Origin of the sequence: Rahnella sp. PCH160 (genome assembly GCF_047784855.1) — a bacterium.
Taxonomy (GTDB): Bacteria; Pseudomonadota; Gammaproteobacteria; order Enterobacterales; family Enterobacteriaceae; genus Rahnella.
Genome location: NZ_JBLOGT010000002.1, coordinates 461,951 through 482,360, shown reverse-complemented (window position 1 = coordinate 482,360; position 20,410 = coordinate 461,951). Strand labels below are relative to the sequence as shown.

Below are 20,410 nucleotides of genomic sequence, written 5' to 3'. Positions count from 1 at the left end.
CATGCATGAATGGCCACTCATTATTTTTACTCTGCTGATCCAGAGTTCCGTCGGCATCACGCTGTTCACCACGCTGATCCTGATTTCCGGCGCGGACAAACTCAGCGCCAGAGAAAAGCATCGTCTTGCGCTGCCCGCCATGCTGACGGCGTTTACCGCCGGTGCGCTGGGGCTTATCGCGTCCACCGCGCATCTCGGGTATCCGCTCAACGCGTTTCATGCGCTGAGCCATTTCAGCAGTTCGTGGCTGAGCCGTGAAATCGTGTTCGCCAGTGCGTATCTGGCGGCGCTGGGGCTGGCGACGCTGACGGCGCTTCTGACCAAACGGGTGATTACGCTGTTAATGGTGATTGCCGTCGCGATGGGTGCGGTAGATATTTTCTGCATGAGTGCGATTTACGTTCACGCTTCCGTTGTGACGTGGATGCATTTCAACACCTACGTGATGTTCGGCGGTACCGCGCTGACCCTCGGTGCGGTCAGCGGATTGTGGATACTGGCGGCGCGTCCGTTACTGGCGTGGGGAACCGTGCACAGGCTGGCGATGATGTCGATTGGCGTGCTGATCGCGGTCACCGTTTTGCGCCTGCTGGTCCAGCCGGTGTACGGCAATTATCTGGCCAGTCTGGGCGGCGAGGATCTGATGACGTTCCCGCATCAGCCTCTGGAAGCCTACGGGCAGATGGCGGTCACGCGCTTTGTGGCCTGGGCATTGCTGATTGCAGGCGTGTGCGTGACGGCATTATGTCTGCACACTCAGCGGTTCAGCCGCCTGCGGATGCTGGCAGGGGCGGTGCTAATCGTTGTTGCCGAAGTGATGTTGCGCTTTAACTTCTTCAGCATTCATTAATGAAATTGTTTTCGCTCAATGCCCGTCCGCCTGAAGCCGGTGCCGGACAGGCCTGCGTTCGCAATACTCTGCCCGGCAATCCTTGTCAGGCCTGCGTGAATGCCTGCAGCGCGGGCGTCATAAAGCTAAACAACGGGAAAGTTGAAATCGAAACCGCAGGCTGTACGGCCTGCGGGGCCTGTCTTTTTGCCTGTCCGGCTGGCGCAATTGAAGACATTACGCCGCCGGAACGTGTTTACCGCGAATGTTGTCTGACGATGCCGCTGAGTCTGAGTGCACCGTCGGTTAACGAACTGCTGATGTGGCACGCGCAATACCAAATTCGTTCTGTCGAAATGGAGGCCGGTTTGCATCCCGGCTGGCTGATGGCGGTTGCCGCACTGAATATCCGGCTGAAACAAACCGGTGAACCGTTGTGGAAACTCCGGCCACCTTCTGAAGATATTCAGCAGGGATCGCGCCGTCGCTGGCTGCACATTAAAGATGATTCGCGTCAGACCGGCCACGTCACGCCGGGCGGCAGGGCACGACGCGCCTGCTTCCCGCAGGTGACGGAATATCGCATCGTGCTGGATGGTAAACAATGTACGCTGTGCGGCGGTTGTGCGCGGGTTTGCCCGGAATTGGCGATTCAAATCAGTGAAATGTCTTTCATGCTGATTGCGCAAAATTGCACGGGTTGCGGCAACTGCGAAACGCTTTGCTTTGAAAAAGCGATCAGCGTGGAGGAGGAGACGGCGGCGGTTTCAGAAATTTTCGAAACAACGGGCGCGGTGTGTACGACCTGCCGCCGTCCGTTTACAGCCTGGTCAGCAGATGAAAAACAGTGCCCGGTGTGCCGGAAGCACCGTTTTGATATGCGTGAGGCTTGAGTGAAAGGCGCGTCCCTGCGCCGGTAAGTCTTCTTAAACGCCTGGCTGCTGCTCCGCAGGCTCGTCCTGTAAATGCTTTTTGAAGTGTTTCTCGATCTGTTCCAGCGTTTTGCCCTGTGTCTCCGGGGCGAAAATCACCGCAAAAATCCCGCCCGCGACGCCGATGGCGGCAAAGGTGAAGAAGGACCAGGTCAGCCCGATACTTTCCAGCATGATCGGGAACATAAATGCGATAGAAAAGTTCGTCATCTGCATGGCAAATACTGACACCCCGTTGGCCATTCCGCGTATGCGCATCGGGAACATTTCTGACAGCAACAGCCAGGTCACGGGCGACAGCGCGCCCTGCTGGAAGCTCAGGAAAATCAGCATTCCGCCCAACACCAGATAACTGCGCACCGCGTCAGGATGACCGTTAACCGTTTCGGGCATCAGCCAGGTCACCAGCCCGATCGCCAGAAGCGTACAGGTACAGCCAATCTGGCCGGTCAGCAGCAGCGGACGACGCCCGAAACGGCTCAGCAGCATGATCCCCACGAAGGTCATGATGACGGAAATCACCCCGTTCGCGATGGTCGCCATGAGCGACGCATTGGTACTCAGGCCGGTAGCCTGCAACATCGTGGGCGCGTAGAACATAATCGTGTTCACGCCCGACAGTTGCTGAAGCATCGCGATACCTATCCCCAGCGCGACCAGCCGCTTCATCCACACGGAAATGGTCTTCTGACGTCGGGAATGTTTTTCGCTTTTGGAACTCATGGAACTGCGGATTTCGCTGAGTTCTTTCTCGACTTTGCCCGCTTTACGGGTGCGTTCCAGCACGTCGCGCGCTTCACTGTAACGGCCATGCATGGCGTACCAGCGCGGAGTGTCCGGCAGGAATAACATGCCGACCCACAAAATCACCGCCGGAACGCACGCGACACCCAGCATCCAGCGCCACGTCGTTTCTCCTCCCCAGACTTCGTTAATCGCCGCATTACTGGTGTAAGCAATCAGCTGCCCGGACACAATCATCAGCTCCTGCAAGGTGACAAATTGCCAGCGACGGTTGGACGGCACGATTTCGGCGATATAAATCGGCACAATCGCCGCTGCACCGCCGACGGCCAGCCCGAGAATGAAGCGGAAAATAATCATCAGTACGACGTTCGGCGCCAGCGCACAACCCAGCGAGCCGAGCATGAAAATCAGCGCCATCGCGAGGATGATTTTCTTGCGGCCAAACCGGTCAGCGACACGCCCTGCGCAAATTGCACCGATGGCAGAACCCAGTATCAGAAAACTGGTGACCATCCCGGTGGTCAGCGATGTCAGGTGAAGGTCGTGCTTCATAAACAGCAGCGCGCCCGCGATCACCCCGGTATCGTAGCCAAAAAGCAGACCACCCAGGGTGGCAATAAACGCGATGATTTTTACCAGCGGTTCGGTTGGCTGCGGCGTTTTCTTTACCTCGCTTTCCTGCCCGTTGTTGAGTTTGTCAGTCACAAGTGCTCCCTGTATTTCATTATTGTAGTTTGGAAGTGTGATGCAGATCACACAGCTTCTAAACGTAACGCATGTTGAGAATATTGGTAGGGAAAGGGCGGAATGAGTTCTTTTTAACGCCGCTGGAGCGGAAATTTAGGAAAAAACTGAACGCCGCGCAGGAGCGACGCAGGAACTGGATTACACTTTGTCAAAGCCGGCATTATGGTTCGTTTTTTTCCCATTTGGGTAAAATTGAACCCGTTTTCGCTTAAGAGAAGTCTGTTTACGATGGGATAAAGCAGGAGGTTTTGCCTGAAACGGCGCAAACCTATATTCTATCGACCAATTTACTGAGACAGTTGTAACAATGAGGTCTATATGATTATCAAACCACGCATCCGTGGCTTTATCTGTGTTACTGCCCATCCGGAAGGTTGCAAGGCGAACGTTAAAGAACAAATCGATTACGTGACCGCACAGGGTAAAATCGACGGCGGCCCGAAAAAAGTCCTGGTGATCGGTGCGTCCACCGGTTACGGTCTCGCAGCCCGCATCTCCGCTGCTTTTGGTTCAGACGCGGCTACGCTGGGCATCTTCTTCGAACGTCCGGGCGACGAATCCAAAACCGCCACCGCGGGCTGGTACAACTCTGCCGCTTTCGAAGAATTCGCTGAAGAAAAAGGCCTGTATGCCAAAAGCATCAACGGCGACGCGTTTTCTGATGCTGTAAAACAGAAAACTATCGAACTGATTAAACAGGATCTGGGTCAGGTTGATCTGGTGGTTTACAGCCTGGCTGCGCCGCGCCGCACCCATCCGAAAACCGGTGAAGTATTCAACTCCACCCTGAAACCCATCGGTAAGCAAGTCACTGTCCGTGGTATCAACACCGATAAAGAAACCATTAATGAAACCACGCTTGAACCTGCAACACCGGAAGAAATCGCCGGGACTGTCGCGGTTATGGGTGGCGAAGACTGGCAGATGTGGATTGAAGACCTGAAAGCCGCCGGTGTGCTGGCTGATGGCGCGAAAACCACGGCCTTCACCTACCTGGGTGAAGAAGTGACGCAGGATATCTACTGGAACGGTTCTATCGGCGAAGCGAAAAAGGATCTGGACAAACGTGTTCTGGATATCCGCAACTCACTGTCAGAACAGCACGGCGACGCACGCGTTTCCGTTCTGAAAGCCGTTGTCACTCAGGCGAGTTCTGCTATCCCGGTGATGCCGCTGTACCTTTCCCTGCTGTTCAAAGTGATGAAAGAGAAGGGCACTCACGAAGGGTGTATCGAGCAGGTTTACGGCTTGTACAAAGACAGCCTGTACGGGACTTCTCCGCATCTTGATAACGAAGGCCGTCTGCGCGCTGACCTGAAAGAGATCACGCCAGAAGTGCAGGGCGAAGTGGGCAAACTGTGGAACGAAGTCACCAACGATAACATCGCTGAACTGACTGACTTTGCAGGCTACAAAAGCGAATTTATGCGCCTGTTCGGCTTCGGCCTGAACGGCGTGGATTACGCTGCCGATACCAATCCTGACGTGAAAATCAAACATCTGATCCAGATGTAATCTGATTTAACGCGCAAAGATTGCTGAAAACCCAGTTCTGCCGAAAGGTGGGGATGGGTTTTTTTTGTTGAGCACTATAACGTTAAGACGTGTTATTTCATGCAACACTAATGACCTTTATAACAATGGTTCTCTGGTGCGGAATATAAAAAAAGCCACTTAATAAGCGGCTTTTATCGTGATGAGATGCGTAAATTCAGCCGTATTTTTTGGCAAAATTTTCATCTGAATCGCATAAGTAAATAATGAACTCAATGAATGCGATTATGGACGGAATAAACGTCCAGCAGAAAATGAGGTATAAGAAACCTTGCCCGATTTTGCCTAAGTAAAACTTGTGCGCGCCAAAGGCACCTAAAAAGAATGCTAATAAAGCTGCTGTAACTCTGCTTTTAGTCCCTTGCGCACCCGTGCTTTGAGTGGCACCGCACTGTGGACATGCTTTGGCAGACTCGTGGATTTCCTTGCCGCATCCCCTACAAAAAACCATTGATCCCATTTCCTATTCCTTTCCCTTATTTGTTGTTATCCGGGCTAATCTTACTCGTTCTTTACACTAAGAAAAAGAGAATGATGGGTGTTGAGGGTGCAGAGTGTTCCCTTCAATTGATTGCAAATAGCCATTCTGAGAATAAAAAATGCCGTAAACCTCCCCGGCCTGCGGCATTTTGATTTCATCACGGCTGTCGTAATCCATTAGCCATAAGCCACTTTGTGGTTGATATGGTAGAAGGTTGCCGTTGCGGCCATGACGTGTTGATCTTCCTTGCCCGGTTTGTGCGATTCCACATTGGTGATGTGGTAACCGACAGCACCGGCGTCTAACGCTTTCTTAACAAATGCACTGTTGAGTTCTTCCATGGACGTTGCCCAGGAAACCGTGGTCACGCCGACGGCTTGCAGGGAGGCTATTTCACGATGCGATAATCCGGCGCGCACCAAAACAGGCTTAACAGCTTTTGGATAGAATATGGATAAAACATCATTGACTAAGCCTTTCATGGAGTTACTCCTAGCTAATACAGTTTTAATACCCCAGATGATTTGGGTATTCAGAACGTGTCGTAATTATCCGCGGTGATTGCGCACAGGTGATATTTATCGGGCACATTGCCAATAAACACCTTTTTATGTTGCGACCTTTAGCTTTAATTGCTAATTCAGTGTTAAGCAAACTTCCGCCACACTTAACGCAATATTCAAAGAGGATATTTACAGTGGGTTACAGGTTCGGTGTTTTTGACATGAGCAAATAAAAGGGCACGTTCCGCGCCCTTAACCCTGTTTTCTCAAGCAGTTCCTTAAATCCGGTTCGCCGCGCGCGGTGGCCGCTGCATCAGTTCATGGGTGGAAGGATGGTAATAACGGCTCGGCCAGATGACGGAAGGGGGAATGCCCAGCGCCTGACCGATCAGGATTTCACCTTTTGGCCACGGTCTGGAAAGCGCATTTGAAAGCGTCGAAGAACTCAGACCGGCAGCGCGGGAAACGGCGGCAAGCGTGGTGCCTTTCTTGCGTAACGCGGCAATGATATCGGCCTGATGCCAGTCCTGATTATTCATTACGGTTTGCTCCTGTGTTGGCTTGCGCAGGAACCGCGGTGCAGAAGGGCAGAAAAGTGGGGCTATGCGATAGTTTCATTGACATCTCCTTGTAGTAAATACGACTACCACGAGAGCTGCGAAACTCTTTGGTGGTAGCTCAGACAAGGTTCGCAGTACCGGCCTACAAGGACACCGGCCAGCCCGAAGGCTGCCCCGTCTGAGCCACCATTGATGTTATCAGACAGCGTAAGCCGTACAAATAACAGATGAGCAAAGACATTAGCACTCAATGCATGGCATTAAGTACGTCCTTATAGAGTTAACCGAGCTGCGAAACCCGGCTGCGGATTTTGCCGCAGCGGGCGCACTATAGCGTAATACAAAGAAGTAAACCAACAGCCTTAATGCAGAATTGAGGTTTGCTTTCCAGAGAAAATTTAATCGTTGCAGTGAGTTACATTCTGCACTTCATATTGCGTCAAATGCGTTTGATGGTGATCAGACAAAGCGATCGTACTTCCTGAATGGAAATTTGTTTTTTAATATAAAAGCAATGTTATTTTTTCCGGCTGTTGGGAAATAATATTATCGTCATAGCAGGCAGGGAGTTAGCGTATTTATGGATGAATAAAAATAGATTTTTATTTTATATTCCTGATGAGATAAGTCTCAAACGAAATTTACTTCGTTCAAAGGGACTACGCTTAATGAGTCAATAAATCCGCCTCTGTAAAAAGGAAATATAATGTCTATTACAACCTTAAAAGAATTATTTATTCATGATTTATCTGATGTTTATAGTGCTGAACGTCAGATAACTAAGGCGCTGCCTAAAATGGCCCGTGCCGCCACAGACCCTAAATTAGTCGATGCTTTCAAAACACACCTTGAAGAAACGCAGGGGCAGATTGAAAGGTTAGATCAAGTTGTTGAGTCTTCAGATGAAATTCGCCTTAAACGTATGAAATGTCATGCAATGGAAGGGCTGGTCGAAGAAGCGCAGGAGCTGATCGATTCGGTTGAAAAAGGCGAAGTGCTGGACGCCGGGCTTATCGGTGCTGCCCAAAAAGTTGAGCATTATGAAATTGCGACTTACGGCACATTAGCCGCGTTAGCAAAAAAACTGGGATATTCTCAGGCTGCGAAATTACTTGAAGAAACATTGCAGGAAGAAAAAGACACCGATAAGAAATTAACAGTTATTGCGGGATCACAACCCGTAACCAAAACGACAAAAAGCTGATTACGCACGAATTATTACGTAATTCTCACCCCGCCCCAATAATTCCGCACAAAATAAGGGCGTTCTCACGCCCTTTATCTCGTTTCTTAAACACCTCAGAATCCGATATTCACCCTTACCATGATCATCTGAGAACGGCTTCGCGCATCATCCAGCCCCAGCGTTCCCTGATACGCGATACCCGGCGTAATGTTGTGCGGCAGCAGGAAATCCAGCCCCATGCCCAGCACGATGTTTTCCTGACTGTCGCCGAAGACATCTGCGCTCCAGCTGTCATTGCCGCTGTCCGCATAGCCCAGACGGGCGCGGCCCTGATCGCTGAAGGCGTGTGTGTATTCGACACGACTTTGCCAGCGCAACATCGACCAGGTCAGCGGTAACGCATACTGCGTGCGGATCCCGACTGCGCCGGTGACGTCATTCAGCACCTGCGACGCAAAGGCCAGATCATAGGCGTCGGCGTTCGATTCGGAGTAGCTGTTCAGATGCGTGCGCGATAATTGCAGGCGTCCGTAAGGCGAGATGAGCAGGTCCGGCAGACGGTAATCGTAACCCGTGGTGACGGCGCCAAACACCTGATAACCGCCACGATCGCCGCGCGCGAAGTGGTCCATTTCTGTCACGTAGCGGCGGCTGTCGTAGTCCAGACGGCTATAGCCGATCAGGCCATCGATAAAGTATTTGCCCGGATGATAGCTGCCATAAAACGCTGAACTGACGGAGCGCCCGTTGCTGCGGGAGCCGCTGTCGCCAATGTCGCTGACGTCCCGGCCGAAGCCAATCCCCATGCCTGCGGTAATTGACGGGGTGAACTGGTAGTCCGCGCCGGTGCTGATCCCGACCAGCGTATGGCTGAAACTCACGCCGTCTTTACCGGAATGACCAAAATCGACAAACCCGCCGGTCCAGTAATTGATGCGTGAATTATTGCGGTTAAGCGGATGCTGTGCGGAGGTTTTATCGGTCAGTTGGGGCAGTTCGGGGATCTGACGGCTATTTTCCCAGGCGGAATTCCACAGCGTGTCGTCAAGGCCGCGTTCTTTTTTAGACGACGGCATGGTGAAGCGGATACCGTTCATCTCGCTGTGTACGCTGGCCGGATTGTGCAGGGTTTCCAGACGATCGCTGAAGTTGCGGATCTGAGCGCGTGCAAAATTTTGTGCCGACTGAATCTGCGCACTGACCAGCCCGAGAACGTCCGGGTCTTTTGACGGGTCAGGACGTCCGGCGATGGTAAATGTCACCGTCGCGGGCGCAGATTGCGAGGTTTGCATCAGCAACACATAGCGTAGTGCCACCGTGCCGGAAGCCTGACTGGCTGCGTCGAAATCCAGATAAACGCTGTTTTCGCTCTGTTCAAGCGTCACGTTACCCAACGCTTTTGGCATTGAATCAACAAGGCGCGCACCGGTGAACGGGCCGCCTGTGGCGTTTTCCGTCAGGTTAACGCGCACGGATTTCCCGGCCAGTACGGAAGCAGCATGGCTCGCACCCACTGGCTCCGCACTGATGATATCGAGCGTATACGCGACCTGGCCGGTTGCGCCGCTGGCATCCGTCGCCGTCAGTGTGAAATTGCTGTTGCCCTTAGCGGTTGGCGTCCCGCTAAGGGTATCGCCAGCCAGCGCTAATCCGGCGGGTAAAGCCCCTGAAATGCGGTACTGATAAGGCGCTGCGCCACCTGAAGTACTGAACGTCTGGCGGTAAGCCGTGCCTGCGCGACCTTCCGGCAATGCGCCGCTGGCGGGCGTAAATACCAGCGTCGTGGCGGTAACGTTAAGTGTGACCGTCGCCTGCGCCGCGCCAAAATTGTTGGATGCGCTGTAGATGAAAGTGTCGCTGCCGGAATATCCAGCAACAGGCGTATAGCGGATTTTCAGGCTTTGAATGCGCGCGGTGCCGTGTGCGGGTTGTTGCACAATGGCAAGCGACGTTACTGCACCGCCGGATAACACCGGTTCAATCAGATTCTCACGGGTATTTGCCACCACGGTTGATGACACCGCACTGACGACCGGTGCCTGACCAGCAACGGCAAGCTGGTAACTGGCCGTGCCGGTGACCCCGGTGTTATCCGCCGCGCTGACCTGAATTGTATAGTTACCGGATACCACTGGCGTTCCGGAAATTTCGCCGGTGCTGGCGCTGATTGTCAGCCCGGCGGGCAGGCCGGAGGCGCTGTAGGTATAAGGTGACGTGCCGTTGCTGGCCGTGATGGTCTGTGACCACAACGTGCCCACAGTGGCGGAAGACAATGCGCCGCTGGCCGGTGTGAAGCTCAGCGTCATGTTGGACACGTGGACGCTGACGGTGGCAGGCGCTGAGGTTCCCCAGTTATTGCTGGCGGTATAGGTGAAAGTATCCGTGCCTGAATATCCGGCAACGGGCGTGTAATTCAGTGTCGTGCCGGAAGCGACCGCCGTGCCATGAAGGGGGGCGGTGGCAACGGTGACAGACGTTGCCGCTCCGCCGGAAAGTGCAGGCACGATGGCATTATTGCTGCTGTTCCCGGCGACGGTCGTGCTGACCGCATTTGCAACCGGTGCCTGCCCGGAAACCGTTATTGTGTAGTTTTGCGTTCCCGTCGCGGCGTTCGCTGCATCCTGCGCAATAATTGCAAAATTATAACTACCCGCCGCTGTCGGTATTCCCGAAAGTTCGCCAGCCGGTGTGAACGTTAAACCGGGCGGTAATGTTCCTGATATTGAGAAACTGTAGCTGCCTGAGCCGCCGCTTGCCGTGAATGCCTGGGTGTAAGCGGTGCCGGAAGCCGCTGCTGCGAGTGTCGCGGGGAAAGGGTAATCGTGGGCGCAGAAATCGTCAGGCTGATGGTCGCCGGAGTGGACGTTCCCCACGTATTGCTGGCGGTGTAACTGAAACTGTCCGCGCCAAAATAGTTGTTCAACGGCGTGTAAGTGGCGGTGGTTCCTGTGATGACGACCGTGCCGTGCGCCGGTAAAGACGTTACCGCCACCGATGTGGCTGTTCCGCCGGAAAGGGGCAGGGTGATGGCGTTATTGCTGCTGTTGATCGCCACGCTGGCACTGTCCGAACCTGCGACCGGTGCCAGTCCGCTGCGTTGCACCACTACGGTATAGGCGGAAGTGGTTGTCCCATCTCCCGCCGTGACGGCCACGCTTAAAGTGTTATTACCTTCACTTAACGCAATCGCGCCGGACGCGCTGCCCGAGGTGACGGATACGCCGTTCACGGTGACAGTTGCCGTGTTGTTGCTGGTGGTCGGCGTCAGAGAAATGCTCGTGACGCTGTTCGCCACAGCCAGGTTGTAAGACGAGGTGCCGGAAGAAAACGCCGGAGACAGTGAACCCTGAGAAGCCGAAAGCGCCGAAAGGCTGGCATCCGCTGATGCGCTGGTCGCTGAGGTACAGGAAACCGTGAGCGGACTGAGGTAGCCGTGGCTGGTCGTCATGCGAAACCGGAGTCCGGCACTCACCAGCTGCGAGCCCGTGACGGTATAAGTATGTGTTCCCGCCGTACCGCCGGAACTTGCGGTGGGGTAATAGGTTGAGAACGTGCTCATCCCGTAGTTCGTCAGGCCGAAACTGTCGGTATTAGTGATGTCACTGTTCACGCCTGCGCCGGAATCGGTAAACGTCAGCGTTAAAGTATCACCGGCCTCAAACTGGCTGGCCTGATAAGCCTGTGCAGCGAATGTCGCGGTGGAGAACGTCGCGTTATCCAGTGCGGTACAGCCCGCTGATTGGGCGATGGCAGACGATATTGAAAATAAAGACAACAGAAGAAAGGCGCAAACAAAACGGGCACAGCCGCCTGTTGCGCGATGAAGGCGAGTCATGGTTATTCCCTGAGATAATCTGACGTGCAGGCGTCGTTTTGTTGATTTATTTCAGGGATGTTATCGGAATGTTCCGAAAGCCAATCGCGCAATTACCGCATCGAAAGGGGGTAATTGCGCGATGACGATCACATCAGAACGCGTATGAAAGGCTGACGGAATAACTGCGCGGCTGGCCGTAAACGGCGTAATCGCTCAGCCACGAGTAATAGCTGCGGTCGAAGAGGTTATCGACGTTTGCCTGTACCGCGAGCTGACGGGTGACCTGATAACGGGTGAACAAATTAACCAGCGGAACGCTGCCCTGATAAACGCGCACGGTGTTGCCGTCTGGCCCGGTGGCATCCTGGAAGGTGCGGTTTTGCCAGTTAACGCCACCGCCGACGGTGAGATCCGGCATCCACGGCAACTGATAGCGGCTGAACAATTTCAGCTGCGTCTGCGGCATGTTGCTGTTGAGACGCCCACCGGTGTTATCCCGCGCGACATAGCGTGTGGCGCCAAATGTCATTTGCAGGTTGTCGGTCACCGCGCCGTTAATTTCGAATTCAGCGCCTTTGCTGACTGTGCCCTGCGCGGCGTAGTAAGCCTGTTCGCTGGTGTCATTGACGAAGTTGTCGCCGTCGGCTTGTGCGACATTATCCTGTTCGATGCGGAAAACGGCGAACGTGGCGGTCAGGCGGTCGTTCATCCAGCTGGATTTCAGGCCGGTTTCGTAGTTTTTCCCGGTGGCCGGTGCCAGGTAATGGCCGTCGCGGGTGCGGTAGGTTTGCGGCTGGAAGATGGAGGTATAACTGGCGTAAGCCGACCACGTATCGTCGATGTCGTAAACCAGCCCGCCGTAAGGCGTGAGGTTATTTTTACGCATATTGCCGCTGCTGCCGACGGTGCTCCACTGCGTATAACGCGCGCCGATAATCAGCGAGAGCGGGTCGGCCAGCGAGAACCGGGTCGCCAGGTAGCCGGCTTTCTGGCGCACTACGTCGTCTGCGTTCAGATACCAGTCGTCCCATGCCGGTTCGGCGACATCGCCGTTCCAGTTGTTGAAACTGCCCATGGTGTCGCTGTCGATCGGCCCGTTGGCGCTGTACGTCGAGTTGTGCTGGCGGCTGTAACTGACGCCCGCGACCATTTCATGCTGGCGGCCAAAGAGCTGAAAAGGCCCGCTGGCGTAGGTATCTACCGAATCCAGTTTGCGCGTGCCCCGGTCTTTACTGCCGAAACCGGAAATCCCTTCACCCGTTGTCGCGTCCGGAAAACCTTCGATATACAGCAGTTTATCGTCGAACTTCTGCTCGCCATGCGTGCCGTTGACGCGGAATGTCCAGCCGTTGTCGAAATCATGTTTCACGTTGGCGAAGACTTTGCGCGATTGCGTGTTGTAGTGCGTCCAGTCTGCGGAAGTGTTGGTGCTGCGGTCGAAATGCGTGCGTGCGCCGTTGCTGTACCAGGTCGGCAGCCCGCCCCACGTCGGATTGCCGGTGTTATTTTCCTGATAATCGTAGCCCAGCGACACGGTGGTGTTATCGGTCACATCGGCGTCAATCACGCCATAAATGAATTTCTTGGTTTTATGGTAGCGGTCAAGCCAGCTGTCCTGATCCTGATAACCGGCCACGACGCGGCCGCGCACCGAGCCTTCTTCATTAAGCGGGCCGGAAACGTCGAGCACGTAACGCTGTTTATTCCAGCTGCCATAGCTGGCGCTGATATTGCCGGTGAATTCTTTGCTGTCCGCCTGTTTGCGCACCATGTTGACGGACGCCGCCGGATTACCCGCACCGGTCATCAGCCCGGTCGCGCCGCGGACCACTTCTATGCGGTCATAAATGGCGGTGTCTTCGGCGGCATCGCCAAAGTTCCAGGTATCGCTGACGGAGGAGGGAATACCGTCGTAGGTGTAGTTATTGATATAAAAGCCGCGTGAGAAATAGGAAACGCGTTCGCTGTCGATGACCTCCGTCGAGATGCCGGTGGTGTTATCCATCACGTCGCCGACCGATTGCAGGTTCTGATCCTGCATACGCTGTTTAGTGATCACGCTGACGGACTGCGGCACGTCACGCGGCGTCAGCAACATCTTCGTGCCCGCGCGCGTGGTTTTGACGCTGTAATCCTGCGATTCATCGGCGGTTGCGCCTGTCGTTCCTTCCACGACCATATTCTCATCGGCGGCGGGCGCAGCGGTTGTTGTTGTACTGCCGGAAGCCGCGGAAGAAGCCGTCATGACCAGGATCGCCAGTGCCGACAATGAGGTTGAAAGCGTACTTTTGTTCTCCGGCGCAGACGTTTCCGCGCCGTAATCCCTGCCACTGAAAGACATAATGTATCCCGTAAAAACCACATTAATAGAACGCGCCGCCGCTTCTTTTCATTGTCTTTACACAGGATCATCTGACCGTGGTCATCTGTCTGAATCGCAAATTTTGAGAAGAGCACGCAATGAGAATGTGAATACTAATCATTTGTGTTTTCTCTGTCGAGTTATGACTGATGAGCGCGGTAAGGGGATGTACATGCCAAGAATCACAGGATGCTGTAATCCTGTGATTCTTTTTTTACAACGACGTAAAGATTACTTGCGATCAGACCAGACGGTCTGCACGTTGCAGAATTCACGCAGGCCGAAGTGTGACAGTTCGCGGCCATAGCCACTTTTCTTCACGCCCCAAATGCCACGCGCGGGTCAGATGCGCTGTAGCCGTTAATGAAGACGCCGCCGGTTTCCAGCTCTGCGGTCATCTGCTTTGCACGTTCTGCATCGGCGGTGAAAATCGTCGCGCTCAGGCCAAAATCGCTGTCATTGGCCAGCTCGACCGCGTGATCTGCGTCGCGGGCAACCGTAATCGCTGCGACCGGCCCGAACAGTTCCTGACGAAATGCGGTCATTTCCGGTGTGACGTTGCTGAGAATGGTCGGCGCATAAAAGTTACCGTTCCCGGCAATTTTCTCACCGCCCAGCAGCAACGTCGCGCCTTCAGACAGACTGTCCTGAACCTGTTTATCCAGTTCATCGCGTAAATCGAAACGCGCCATCGGGCCGATATATGTGGCGTCCTCCAGCGGATTTCCCACCACCAGCGCCTGTGTGGCCGCCACAAATTTCGCGGTGAAGGCATCCAGCACGTCTTTTTCGATGATCAGACGCTTGGCGGCGGCGCAAACCTGCCCGGTATTCTGATAACGCCCGGCGACGGCAGCTTTCACGGCTTCGTCGAGATTTGCATCATTAAGAACGATAAACGGATCAGACCCGCCGAGTTCCAGCACGCATTTTTTCACCTGTTTACCTGCCAGTTCAGCGATAGCCGCACCGGCACGCACGCTGCCGGTGACCGTCACCGCCACCACGCGCGGATCGGCAATCAGCCCGGCCACCGCAGGTGTACCGACATTAATCACACCAAACGCGCCAGCCGGGAAACCGGCTTTCAGCACGGCCTGTTTCACCTGATAGGTTGTGCCCATGACGCTCGGCGCAGGTTTCAGCAGGAACGTATTCCCTGCCAGCAAAGCCGGAACCGCGCCGCGCAGGATCTGCCAGACCGGGAAGTTCCACGGCATAATCGCCAGAATCATGCCGGAAGGGCGGTAATGAATGTGTGCCTCGCCGTTATCGACGAGTGTCGGTTCCGGTGCCAGCATCGCCGGGCCATTTTCGGCATACCATTCGCACAAACCGGCGGATTTCTCCACTTCGGCACGTGCCTGTTTCACCGGTTTGCCCATCTCCAGAGAAATGCTGCGTGCAATGTCTTCGCTGGCTTCGCGCAGGGCGCCAGCCAGACGGACGAGCAGGTCGGCGCGTTCGTTTACGTCAGTTTTGCGCCATTGTTTAAACGCAGAAAAGCCCTGTGCAACGGCGGCTTCGAGCGCCAGATCGGTGTCATACGCATAGTCTGCGATGCGTTCGCCGTTAAACGGATTGACTGAGATTGCATACGTGTTCGGATTCGTTGTCGTCATTTTGGTGTCCTCGTTAAGCCAGTCCGTAAAGAGTAGACGCTTGCACGATTTAATAAAAATGAATAAAAATGAGTAAACCGTTCACTTTTTGAGAAGAACACTGAGTTTGTCCCAGCTTAAGATGTTCCGCGCCTGCAATTTGCCTGAGTTTGTCGCCATGGCGAAAGAAGCGGCGGTCAGCCTTCAACCGCCTGTAAAATAACCTGCCAGTCGAGTGCCAGTTTGAGTAGCACGCAGGCGGCGCACGCGAAAAAAAGGGTTTTAAACATCGTATGAAGAGGATCCTGTCTGTGACGGATGTCACAGTCTGCGGCGGGATTTGTTAAATCGCATACTTATTATTGTGCAGGAAATGCGTTTTGGCGGAGAAAAATCGGACATTAGATTGTTAACGCGATATCCGAGGGATCGTCAGCACGAAAAGAAAAGAACTTCTGTGAATCGTACATAATAACAACATCTGTTATTCACGCAGCGGCACTATTAAGAAGAGGAGTAAATTTGGGTTAATATTTAGCAACATATTCGTCAGGATTAAGGGGTGAAGATATGATTTTTATTTATTCGCATACTGCAATCCCTTATAAAAATAGCGTATTAAGATTCAATGAAACTAAACGGCAGACAAAGGAATGCCGTAATGAGCGTTAATATTACGCTGGCGCAATTGATATCATTATTTGTTTGTGTAGAATCAGTGTCACTAATTTAATGATCCCCCCTAAAGTGAGCACATCATGGACAACGCATTAAACGTTTTGAATAATATCCGTACACTCCGGGCTCAGGCTCGTGAAACGCCTTTAAGCACTCTGGAAGAAATTCTGGAAAAGCTGACTGCTATTGTCGAAGAGTCACGCGAGAATGTGAAAGCGCGCAGTGCGCAGCAGCAGGAACGTGATGAAAAACTCTTGAAATACCGTGAGATGCTGGCCAATGACGGCATCGCAATTGATGACCTGCTGGGTCATCAGTCTGCAAAAGAAACCACCAAAGCCAAGCGTAAACCGCGTCCGGCAATCTATGAATATACCGATACTGACGGCTCCAAAAAAACCTGGACCGGCCAGGGGCGCACGCCTTCTGCAATCAAAGCCGCACTGGATAAAGGCGCCAAGCTGGAAAGCTTCCTGATCGCGCGTTAATCGCCTCTCCGCTTTACTGATGTGCCCTGATTGCATGCTCTGTTAAACCAGCACATGCAATCAGCCGTTAACATTGACGTTCTGGTTACACTACAAAATTACCGGCATCAGTTGCTGACAGTAATTGTCGGATCCCAGCTGAAATAGCCAAACAACTCTTCCGCACCCCCGCTTGGACGATAATACAGAGCAAACTGGACCATGTAATGCTCGGTGCCTGTATTGCTAATATCTGCCTGAATAAACCAGAAAGACTGTGACGGGAATGTCACCGGGAAAATGGTGTTCTGCGCGGGCAACATCGAACTCTTGGTATACAACTTAAATGTCGGATTCGTAAATACCTGAGTGCCACTGCCAAACTGTGGCAAACCATATACCAGTACGCTGGAGTCAAAGTTGTTTGACTCCGATGTGCCGGTCCAGCGAATAACGTCGCCCACGTTAGCAGAGAGATTCAAATCCGCAGTCCCCGTTCCACTTATTGCGGAAGGGGTCGTCACCACCATATAGGCATATTGGTGACCAATTCCTGTTGGACTCGCAGAGTTCTGACTTGGGCTCTTGCCTTTAAAATCATTAACGATGGAATCAGTGTCGATGACGACCAGAACGTTGAGGATATTATTGCTGGAGTTCAGTTGAAGATCAGACATAGGTAAGCCTCACGATTGATTGCTGTGAATAGTTAAAATAACCACAAGTGTTTTTTGCCCCCATGCGAATTCTTAAAGCATCTCTCGGTAAAGAGCGCTAAAAGGTAAAATATATTTATGCAATGGGTGGCACGGATAAGCGTAGTGCAGAGCTGTATCCGGCACCACGGCCGACATATTGCGGCAGTGCGCGAATTAATGATTCTTAACACGCTGAATTAATGCATTTATTTTTTGATTAAAACTGTTCAATCCGCTGATGTTTTTTCAGCTAACCCATTGTCCGTCAATGCACAATACATAAGCAGTTCTGAATATTATGCGTTAACGCTGAGATGAAATTTACGGCTAAATAATGTCTGTTAAAGCATATTAAATGCTGATTAGAGATCAATAAAAGGCAGGCCTGCTGAAAATCCGGAGATTTGCAGCGTTGGTCTTTGACACTTTCATGACAACCAAACCTGCCGTCTCTTAATGTAAGCTTAAGTCTCAGCCAGTAAGGTAACGGTAACCTTGTTTACCGGAACATCTATGCGTACCCGATATTCTTCCGCGCAAATTGTGCTGCACTGGCTGGTGTTTGTTTTGGTCGTTCTGACCTATACAACGATGGATTTAAAAGGGGCCTTCGCGAAAGGTTCCTTTGCACGAGAGCTATTAACACTCACGCATTACAGCCTGGGGTTCTGCGTATTATTTCTGATGTGCGTGCGCCTTTTTGTTCGCGCGATGTACGTCACGCCCGCCATTAAGCCTGCTTTGCCGCAGTGGCAACATTGTTTGTCGGTTACCTTGCATACCATCGTTTATCTGACGTTTATCGGTTTACCGGTTCTGGGTATTTTGTCGCAATATTTTGGCGGCCATGACTGGACGATGTTTACCATCCGAATGCCAAGAAGCTATCTGGCTGATTTGCCCTTACAAAAACAGTTAAAAACCCTGCATGAATGGCTGGCGAATACCGGATATTACCTCATCGGATTACACGCTTTTGCGGCGCTCTGGCACCACTATGGCCGCCGTGATAATACGCTGATACGCATGTTGCCGGGGAAGGATTAGCGGGCAATAAAAAAGAGAATTCGGAAGAATAATATTCCTCGCGGTGGGTTTTGATTGGGATATCACGCCAGATGGTTTTATTGAAATAACCTGTTTGATTTATGCAAGTGACTGGATTTATGACTCAATTTAACTCAAATTAAATCCATAAAAGATATGCCACAACAGTGAATTCGCGCGATTTGTAGCCGGGTGAGCAAATTTAAGTGTATCTGCCCCTTGCAGGTCGCCTGTTTGGTGTCAGACCGCGAATCGAAGCACCACAAAATCCCCGCCTTTTGGCGGGTTTTTTGTTTTTATCGTTTGAAGATCCTCTGGCCTTCAGATTTGGCAGGATCAGGCATTATTCGCGGTTCTTCTGATACACACACAAATGCGTATACGCGGCCTGTAAAAGCGGAATGGTGATCCCCACACGCGTTGCGCGTTCTACCAGATTACCAATAATCTGGTCAGCTTCGATAGGGTATCCCTGCGTCATATCGCGATACATCGACGACGTTTGCGGTGAGTTTTTATCTGTCACCGATTCTCTGACTTTCGCCACCGCCGCTGCGCGTTCCGCGTAGCCAAAGGCTTTCATGGTGGTTAATGCTTCGTTCACGATGGCCAGCGCGAACTCGGTTCCGCCGGGCGCAGAGGCGACCTGACCAATGTTGCCGCGCATGGTGCAGGTGATGGCGCCAAAGCTCGAAAGCAGCAGCCACTTCTCCCACAAATCGCTGATGATGGTTTCCGAAAGGATGGCATCGATACCGGCGCTCTGGAATGCCTGATCGACTTTGAGAATGCGTTCGGTTTTCTCGCCGGAGAGTTCGCCATAGATAATCTGGTGCAGTGGCGTTATCTGATGGATATGGCCGTCAGCATCCAGCGTGGCGTTGATTTTGCACAGGCCGCCAATCAGCGCATGTTCGCCGAAGCGCTGGCTGAGCGTTTCCATATGCTTCATGCCATTGAGCACCGGCATGACCAGCGTATTTTCGCCGACAATCGGCGCGATATCTTTGATTGCCGCGTCCAGCCCGAAACTTTTCACCGTCAGCAAAATCAGATCATAAGGGCCGGTCAGCTGAGAAGCCTGTACGACGGCGGGTTGCAGGTGGAAATCACCGTGCGGGCTGTGAACCGTCAGTCCGTCTTTCTGCACTGCCAGCGCGCGTTTCTCGCGCAGTAAAAACGTCACATCCTGCCCGGCCTGAGCCAGCCGCGCACCGAAATATCCGCCCGTCGCACCCGCGCCTACTACTAAAATCCGCATATGTTTTCCCCATTGTTTCAAGACATTCAGAAACCAAGCTGTGGGTTTAAACTACGGGAGTCATAGCCTTTTAATCAAGAGGCGGCGGCATAAAGGATTCAGTGGCTGGAGAGAAAAGAAGAATTTTTGATGATTTTGTCGCGTGATACTATTACGCATCACTATTTCTAAAAGGAGCACTGAATGGCAGGTTATCAGCCACCGTACAGTATTACGCCTGCCATTCTGAACCGGGTCGTTGAGGTTGGAGAATTACTCGGGCGCTGGGCCGCGCATGCGGAACAGTCATCGGTATTGCTGCGGAAAGAAAACCGCATCCGGACCATTCAGGCTTCACTGGCGATTGAACATAACAGCCTGTCCACCCAACAGGTGACGGCTATTATGGAAGGCAAGCGCGTGCTCGCGCCGCAAAAAGATATTCAGGAGGTTCGTAACGCGATTCTGACTTACGAACAGTTACCCTTGTGGAAAAGCTATCGTCTCGACGACGTCCTGAAAGCTCACCGGCTGATGATGACCGGCCTGGTGGATGCGCCGGGTCACCTCCGCAGCGGTGATGTCGGGGTTTATCGCGATAATCAGCTGATTCATATGGCGCCGCCGGTCGGGCAGCTTTCGCGCCTGATGGCCGATTTGCTGAACTGGCTGAAGGAAACCGAGATTCATCCGCTGATAGCCAGCTGCATTTTTCATTACGAATTTGAATTCATCCACCCGTTTGCGGACGGCAACGGCAGAATGGGGCGTTTGTGGCAAACGCTGATCCTGAGCCAGTGGCGTCCTGAGCTTGCCTGGCTGCCGGTTGAAACCCTGATCCATAATCAGCAACAGGACTATTACCGCGTATTGGGTGAATGCGACCGCGCCAGTGACTGCACGGCATTTATCGCTTTTATGCTGGAGAAGCTGGTTGAGGCATTACGCGAAGGCATTGAAA

Annotated in this window: 14 protein-coding genes and 3 pseudogenes; 7 read left to right on the top strand and 10 right to left on the bottom strand. The window is 52.8% G+C overall.

Annotation, left to right across the window (positions count from 1 at the left end):
* Window position 1 precedes the first annotated feature (1 nt).
* Both ACM5QY_RS25060 and ACM5QY_RS25055 read left to right on the top strand, forming a co-directional pair.
* Complete coding sequence (locus ACM5QY_RS25060; RefSeq protein WP_416123341.1) at window positions 2-850, top strand: dimethyl sulfoxide reductase anchor subunit family protein; 849 nt, start codon at window positions 2-4, stop codon at window positions 848-850.
* Window positions 850-1,722 carry a 4Fe-4S binding protein gene (locus tag ACM5QY_RS25055; protein WP_416123340.1) on the top strand — a complete coding sequence of 291 codons (873 nt, stop codon included), beginning with the start codon at window positions 850-852 and terminating at the stop codon, window positions 1,720-1,722. The genes ACM5QY_RS25060 and ACM5QY_RS25055 overlap by 1 nt, the downstream gene beginning before the upstream one ends.
* 33 nt (window positions 1,723-1,755) lie before the next feature.
* On the opposite strand, the gene ACM5QY_RS25050 is transcribed toward ACM5QY_RS25055, so the two are convergent.
* Window positions 1,756-3,213 (bottom strand): sugar porter family MFS transporter, encoded by a 1,458-nt coding sequence (locus tag ACM5QY_RS25050; RefSeq protein ID WP_416123339.1) that lies wholly within the window; start codon window positions 3,211-3,213, stop codon window positions 1,756-1,758.
* Window positions 3,214-3,573: 360 nt separating this feature from the next.
* On the opposite strand from ACM5QY_RS25050, the gene fabV reads away from it, so the two are divergent.
* Window positions 3,574-4,770: an enoyl-ACP reductase FabV gene (gene fabV, locus ACM5QY_RS25045; protein ID WP_416123338.1), complete on the top strand. Its 1,197-nt coding sequence runs from the start codon at window positions 3,574-3,576 to the stop codon at window positions 4,768-4,770.
* Between the two features lie 196 nt (window positions 4,771-4,966).
* On the opposite strand, the gene ACM5QY_RS25040 is transcribed toward fabV, so the two are convergent.
* The 3 genes from ACM5QY_RS25040 to ACM5QY_RS25030 form a co-directional block, all read right to left on the bottom strand.
* Window positions 4,967-5,269, bottom strand: coding sequence for a TM2 domain-containing protein (locus ACM5QY_RS25040; RefSeq protein WP_416123337.1), 303 nt, complete (start codon window positions 5,267-5,269; stop codon window positions 4,967-4,969).
* Window positions 5,270-5,466: 197 nt separating this feature from the next.
* A complete protein-coding gene (locus ACM5QY_RS25035) occupies window positions 5,467-5,772 on the bottom strand; it encodes a YdgH/BhsA/McbA family protein (protein ID WP_101078070.1) in 306 nt (101 codons plus the stop codon).
* 299 nt (window positions 5,773-6,071) lie between these two features.
* Window positions 6,072-6,332 (bottom strand): helix-turn-helix domain-containing protein, encoded by a 261-nt coding sequence (locus tag ACM5QY_RS25030; RefSeq protein WP_416123336.1) that lies wholly within the window; start codon window positions 6,330-6,332, stop codon window positions 6,072-6,074.
* A gap of 727 nt (window positions 6,333-7,059) precedes the next feature.
* Here ACM5QY_RS25030 and ACM5QY_RS25025 point away from each other — a divergent pair.
* Window positions 7,060-7,557 (top strand): YciE/YciF ferroxidase family protein, encoded by a 498-nt coding sequence (locus ACM5QY_RS25025; protein WP_416123335.1) that lies wholly within the window; start codon window positions 7,060-7,062, stop codon window positions 7,555-7,557.
* Window positions 7,558-7,652: 95 nt separating this feature from the next.
* On the opposite strand, the gene ACM5QY_RS25020 is transcribed toward ACM5QY_RS25025, so the two are convergent.
* From ACM5QY_RS25020 to ACM5QY_RS25005, 4 genes and pseudogenes are all read right to left on the bottom strand, one after another.
* Window positions 7,653-10,412, bottom strand: a complete 2,760-nt coding sequence (locus ACM5QY_RS25020; protein WP_416123334.1) for an autotransporter family protein — start codon at window positions 10,410-10,412, stop codon at window positions 7,653-7,655.
* Window positions 10,413-10,432: 20 nt separating this feature from the next.
* Window positions 10,433-10,987: pseudogene (locus ACM5QY_RS25015) on the bottom strand (cadherin-like beta sandwich domain-containing protein); the annotation flags it as partial.
* Window positions 10,988-11,507: 520 nt separating this feature from the next.
* Entirely contained in the window at window positions 11,508-13,697 is a 2,190-nt protein-coding gene (fhuE, locus tag ACM5QY_RS25010; RefSeq protein ID WP_416123333.1) for a ferric-rhodotorulic acid/ferric-coprogen receptor FhuE, read from the bottom strand.
* A gap of 252 nt (window positions 13,698-13,949) precedes the next feature.
* Window positions 13,950-15,340 (bottom strand): annotated as a pseudogene (locus ACM5QY_RS25005) (aldehyde dehydrogenase family protein).
* Window positions 15,341-16,077: 737 nt separating this feature from the next.
* Between ACM5QY_RS25005 and ACM5QY_RS25000 the strand changes: the two are divergent.
* Window positions 16,078-16,485, top strand: coding sequence for an H-NS family histone-like protein (locus ACM5QY_RS25000; RefSeq protein ID WP_104925194.1), 408 nt, complete (start codon window positions 16,078-16,080; stop codon window positions 16,483-16,485).
* 107 nt (window positions 16,486-16,592) lie between these two features.
* On the opposite strand, the gene ACM5QY_RS24995 is transcribed toward ACM5QY_RS25000, so the two are convergent.
* Window positions 16,593-17,141 (bottom strand): inclusion body family protein, encoded by a 549-nt coding sequence (locus ACM5QY_RS24995; protein WP_416123332.1) that lies wholly within the window; start codon window positions 17,139-17,141, stop codon window positions 16,593-16,595.
* Between the two features lie 534 nt (window positions 17,142-17,675).
* Between ACM5QY_RS24995 and ACM5QY_RS24990 the strand changes: the two genes are divergently transcribed.
* Complete coding sequence (locus ACM5QY_RS24990) at window positions 17,676-18,209, top strand: cytochrome b (protein WP_416123331.1); 534 nt, start codon at window positions 17,676-17,678, stop codon at window positions 18,207-18,209.
* A 343-nt stretch (window positions 18,210-18,552) separates the two neighbouring features.
* Here ACM5QY_RS24990 and panE read toward each other — a convergent pair whose 3' ends face one another.
* Entirely contained in the window at window positions 18,553-19,470 is a 918-nt protein-coding gene (gene panE, locus ACM5QY_RS24985; protein WP_416123330.1) for a 2-dehydropantoate 2-reductase, read from the bottom strand.
* Between the two features lie 183 nt (window positions 19,471-19,653).
* Between panE and ACM5QY_RS24980 the strand changes: the two are divergent.
* Window positions 19,654-20,406: pseudogene (locus tag ACM5QY_RS24980) on the top strand (Fic family protein); the annotation flags it as partial.
* Window positions 20,407-20,410: the final 4 nt, after the last annotated feature.

Excerpts from the sequence above, each read along its gene's own strand:
- ACM5QY_RS25040 (WP_416123337.1), bottom strand. The coding sequence starts at position 5,269 with ATGGGATCAATGGTTTTTTGTAGGGGATGCGGCAAGGAAATCCACGAG.
- fhuE (WP_416123333.1), bottom strand. The coding sequence starts at position 13,697 with ATGTCTTTCAGTGGCAGGGATTACGGCGCGGAAACGTCTGCGCCGGAG.
- ACM5QY_RS25030 (WP_416123336.1), bottom strand. The coding sequence starts at position 6,332 with ATGAATAATCAGGACTGGCATCAGGCCGATATCATTGCCGCGTTACGC.
- panE (WP_416123330.1), bottom strand. The coding sequence starts at position 19,470 with ATGCGGATTTTAGTAGTAGGCGCGGGTGCGACGGGCGGATATTTCGGT.
- ACM5QY_RS25035 (WP_101078070.1), bottom strand. The coding sequence starts at position 5,772 with ATGAAAGGCTTAGTCAATGATGTTTTATCCATATTCTATCCAAAAGCT.
- ACM5QY_RS25055 (WP_416123340.1), top strand. The coding sequence starts at position 850 with ATGAAATTGTTTTCGCTCAATGCCCGTCCGCCTGAAGCCGGTGCCGGA.
- ACM5QY_RS25000 (WP_104925194.1), top strand. The coding sequence starts at position 16,078 with ATGGACAACGCATTAAACGTTTTGAATAATATCCGTACACTCCGGGCT.
- ACM5QY_RS24995 (WP_416123332.1), bottom strand. The coding sequence starts at position 17,141 with ATGTCTGATCTTCAACTGAACTCCAGCAATAATATCCTCAACGTTCTG.
- fabV (WP_416123338.1), top strand. The coding sequence starts at position 3,574 with ATGATTATCAAACCACGCATCCGTGGCTTTATCTGTGTTACTGCCCAT.
- ACM5QY_RS24990 (WP_416123331.1), top strand. The coding sequence starts at position 17,676 with ATGCGTACCCGATATTCTTCCGCGCAAATTGTGCTGCACTGGCTGGTG.
- ACM5QY_RS25025 (WP_416123335.1), top strand. The coding sequence starts at position 7,060 with ATGTCTATTACAACCTTAAAAGAATTATTTATTCATGATTTATCTGAT.
- ACM5QY_RS25060 (WP_416123341.1), top strand. The coding sequence starts at position 2 with ATGCATGAATGGCCACTCATTATTTTTACTCTGCTGATCCAGAGTTCC.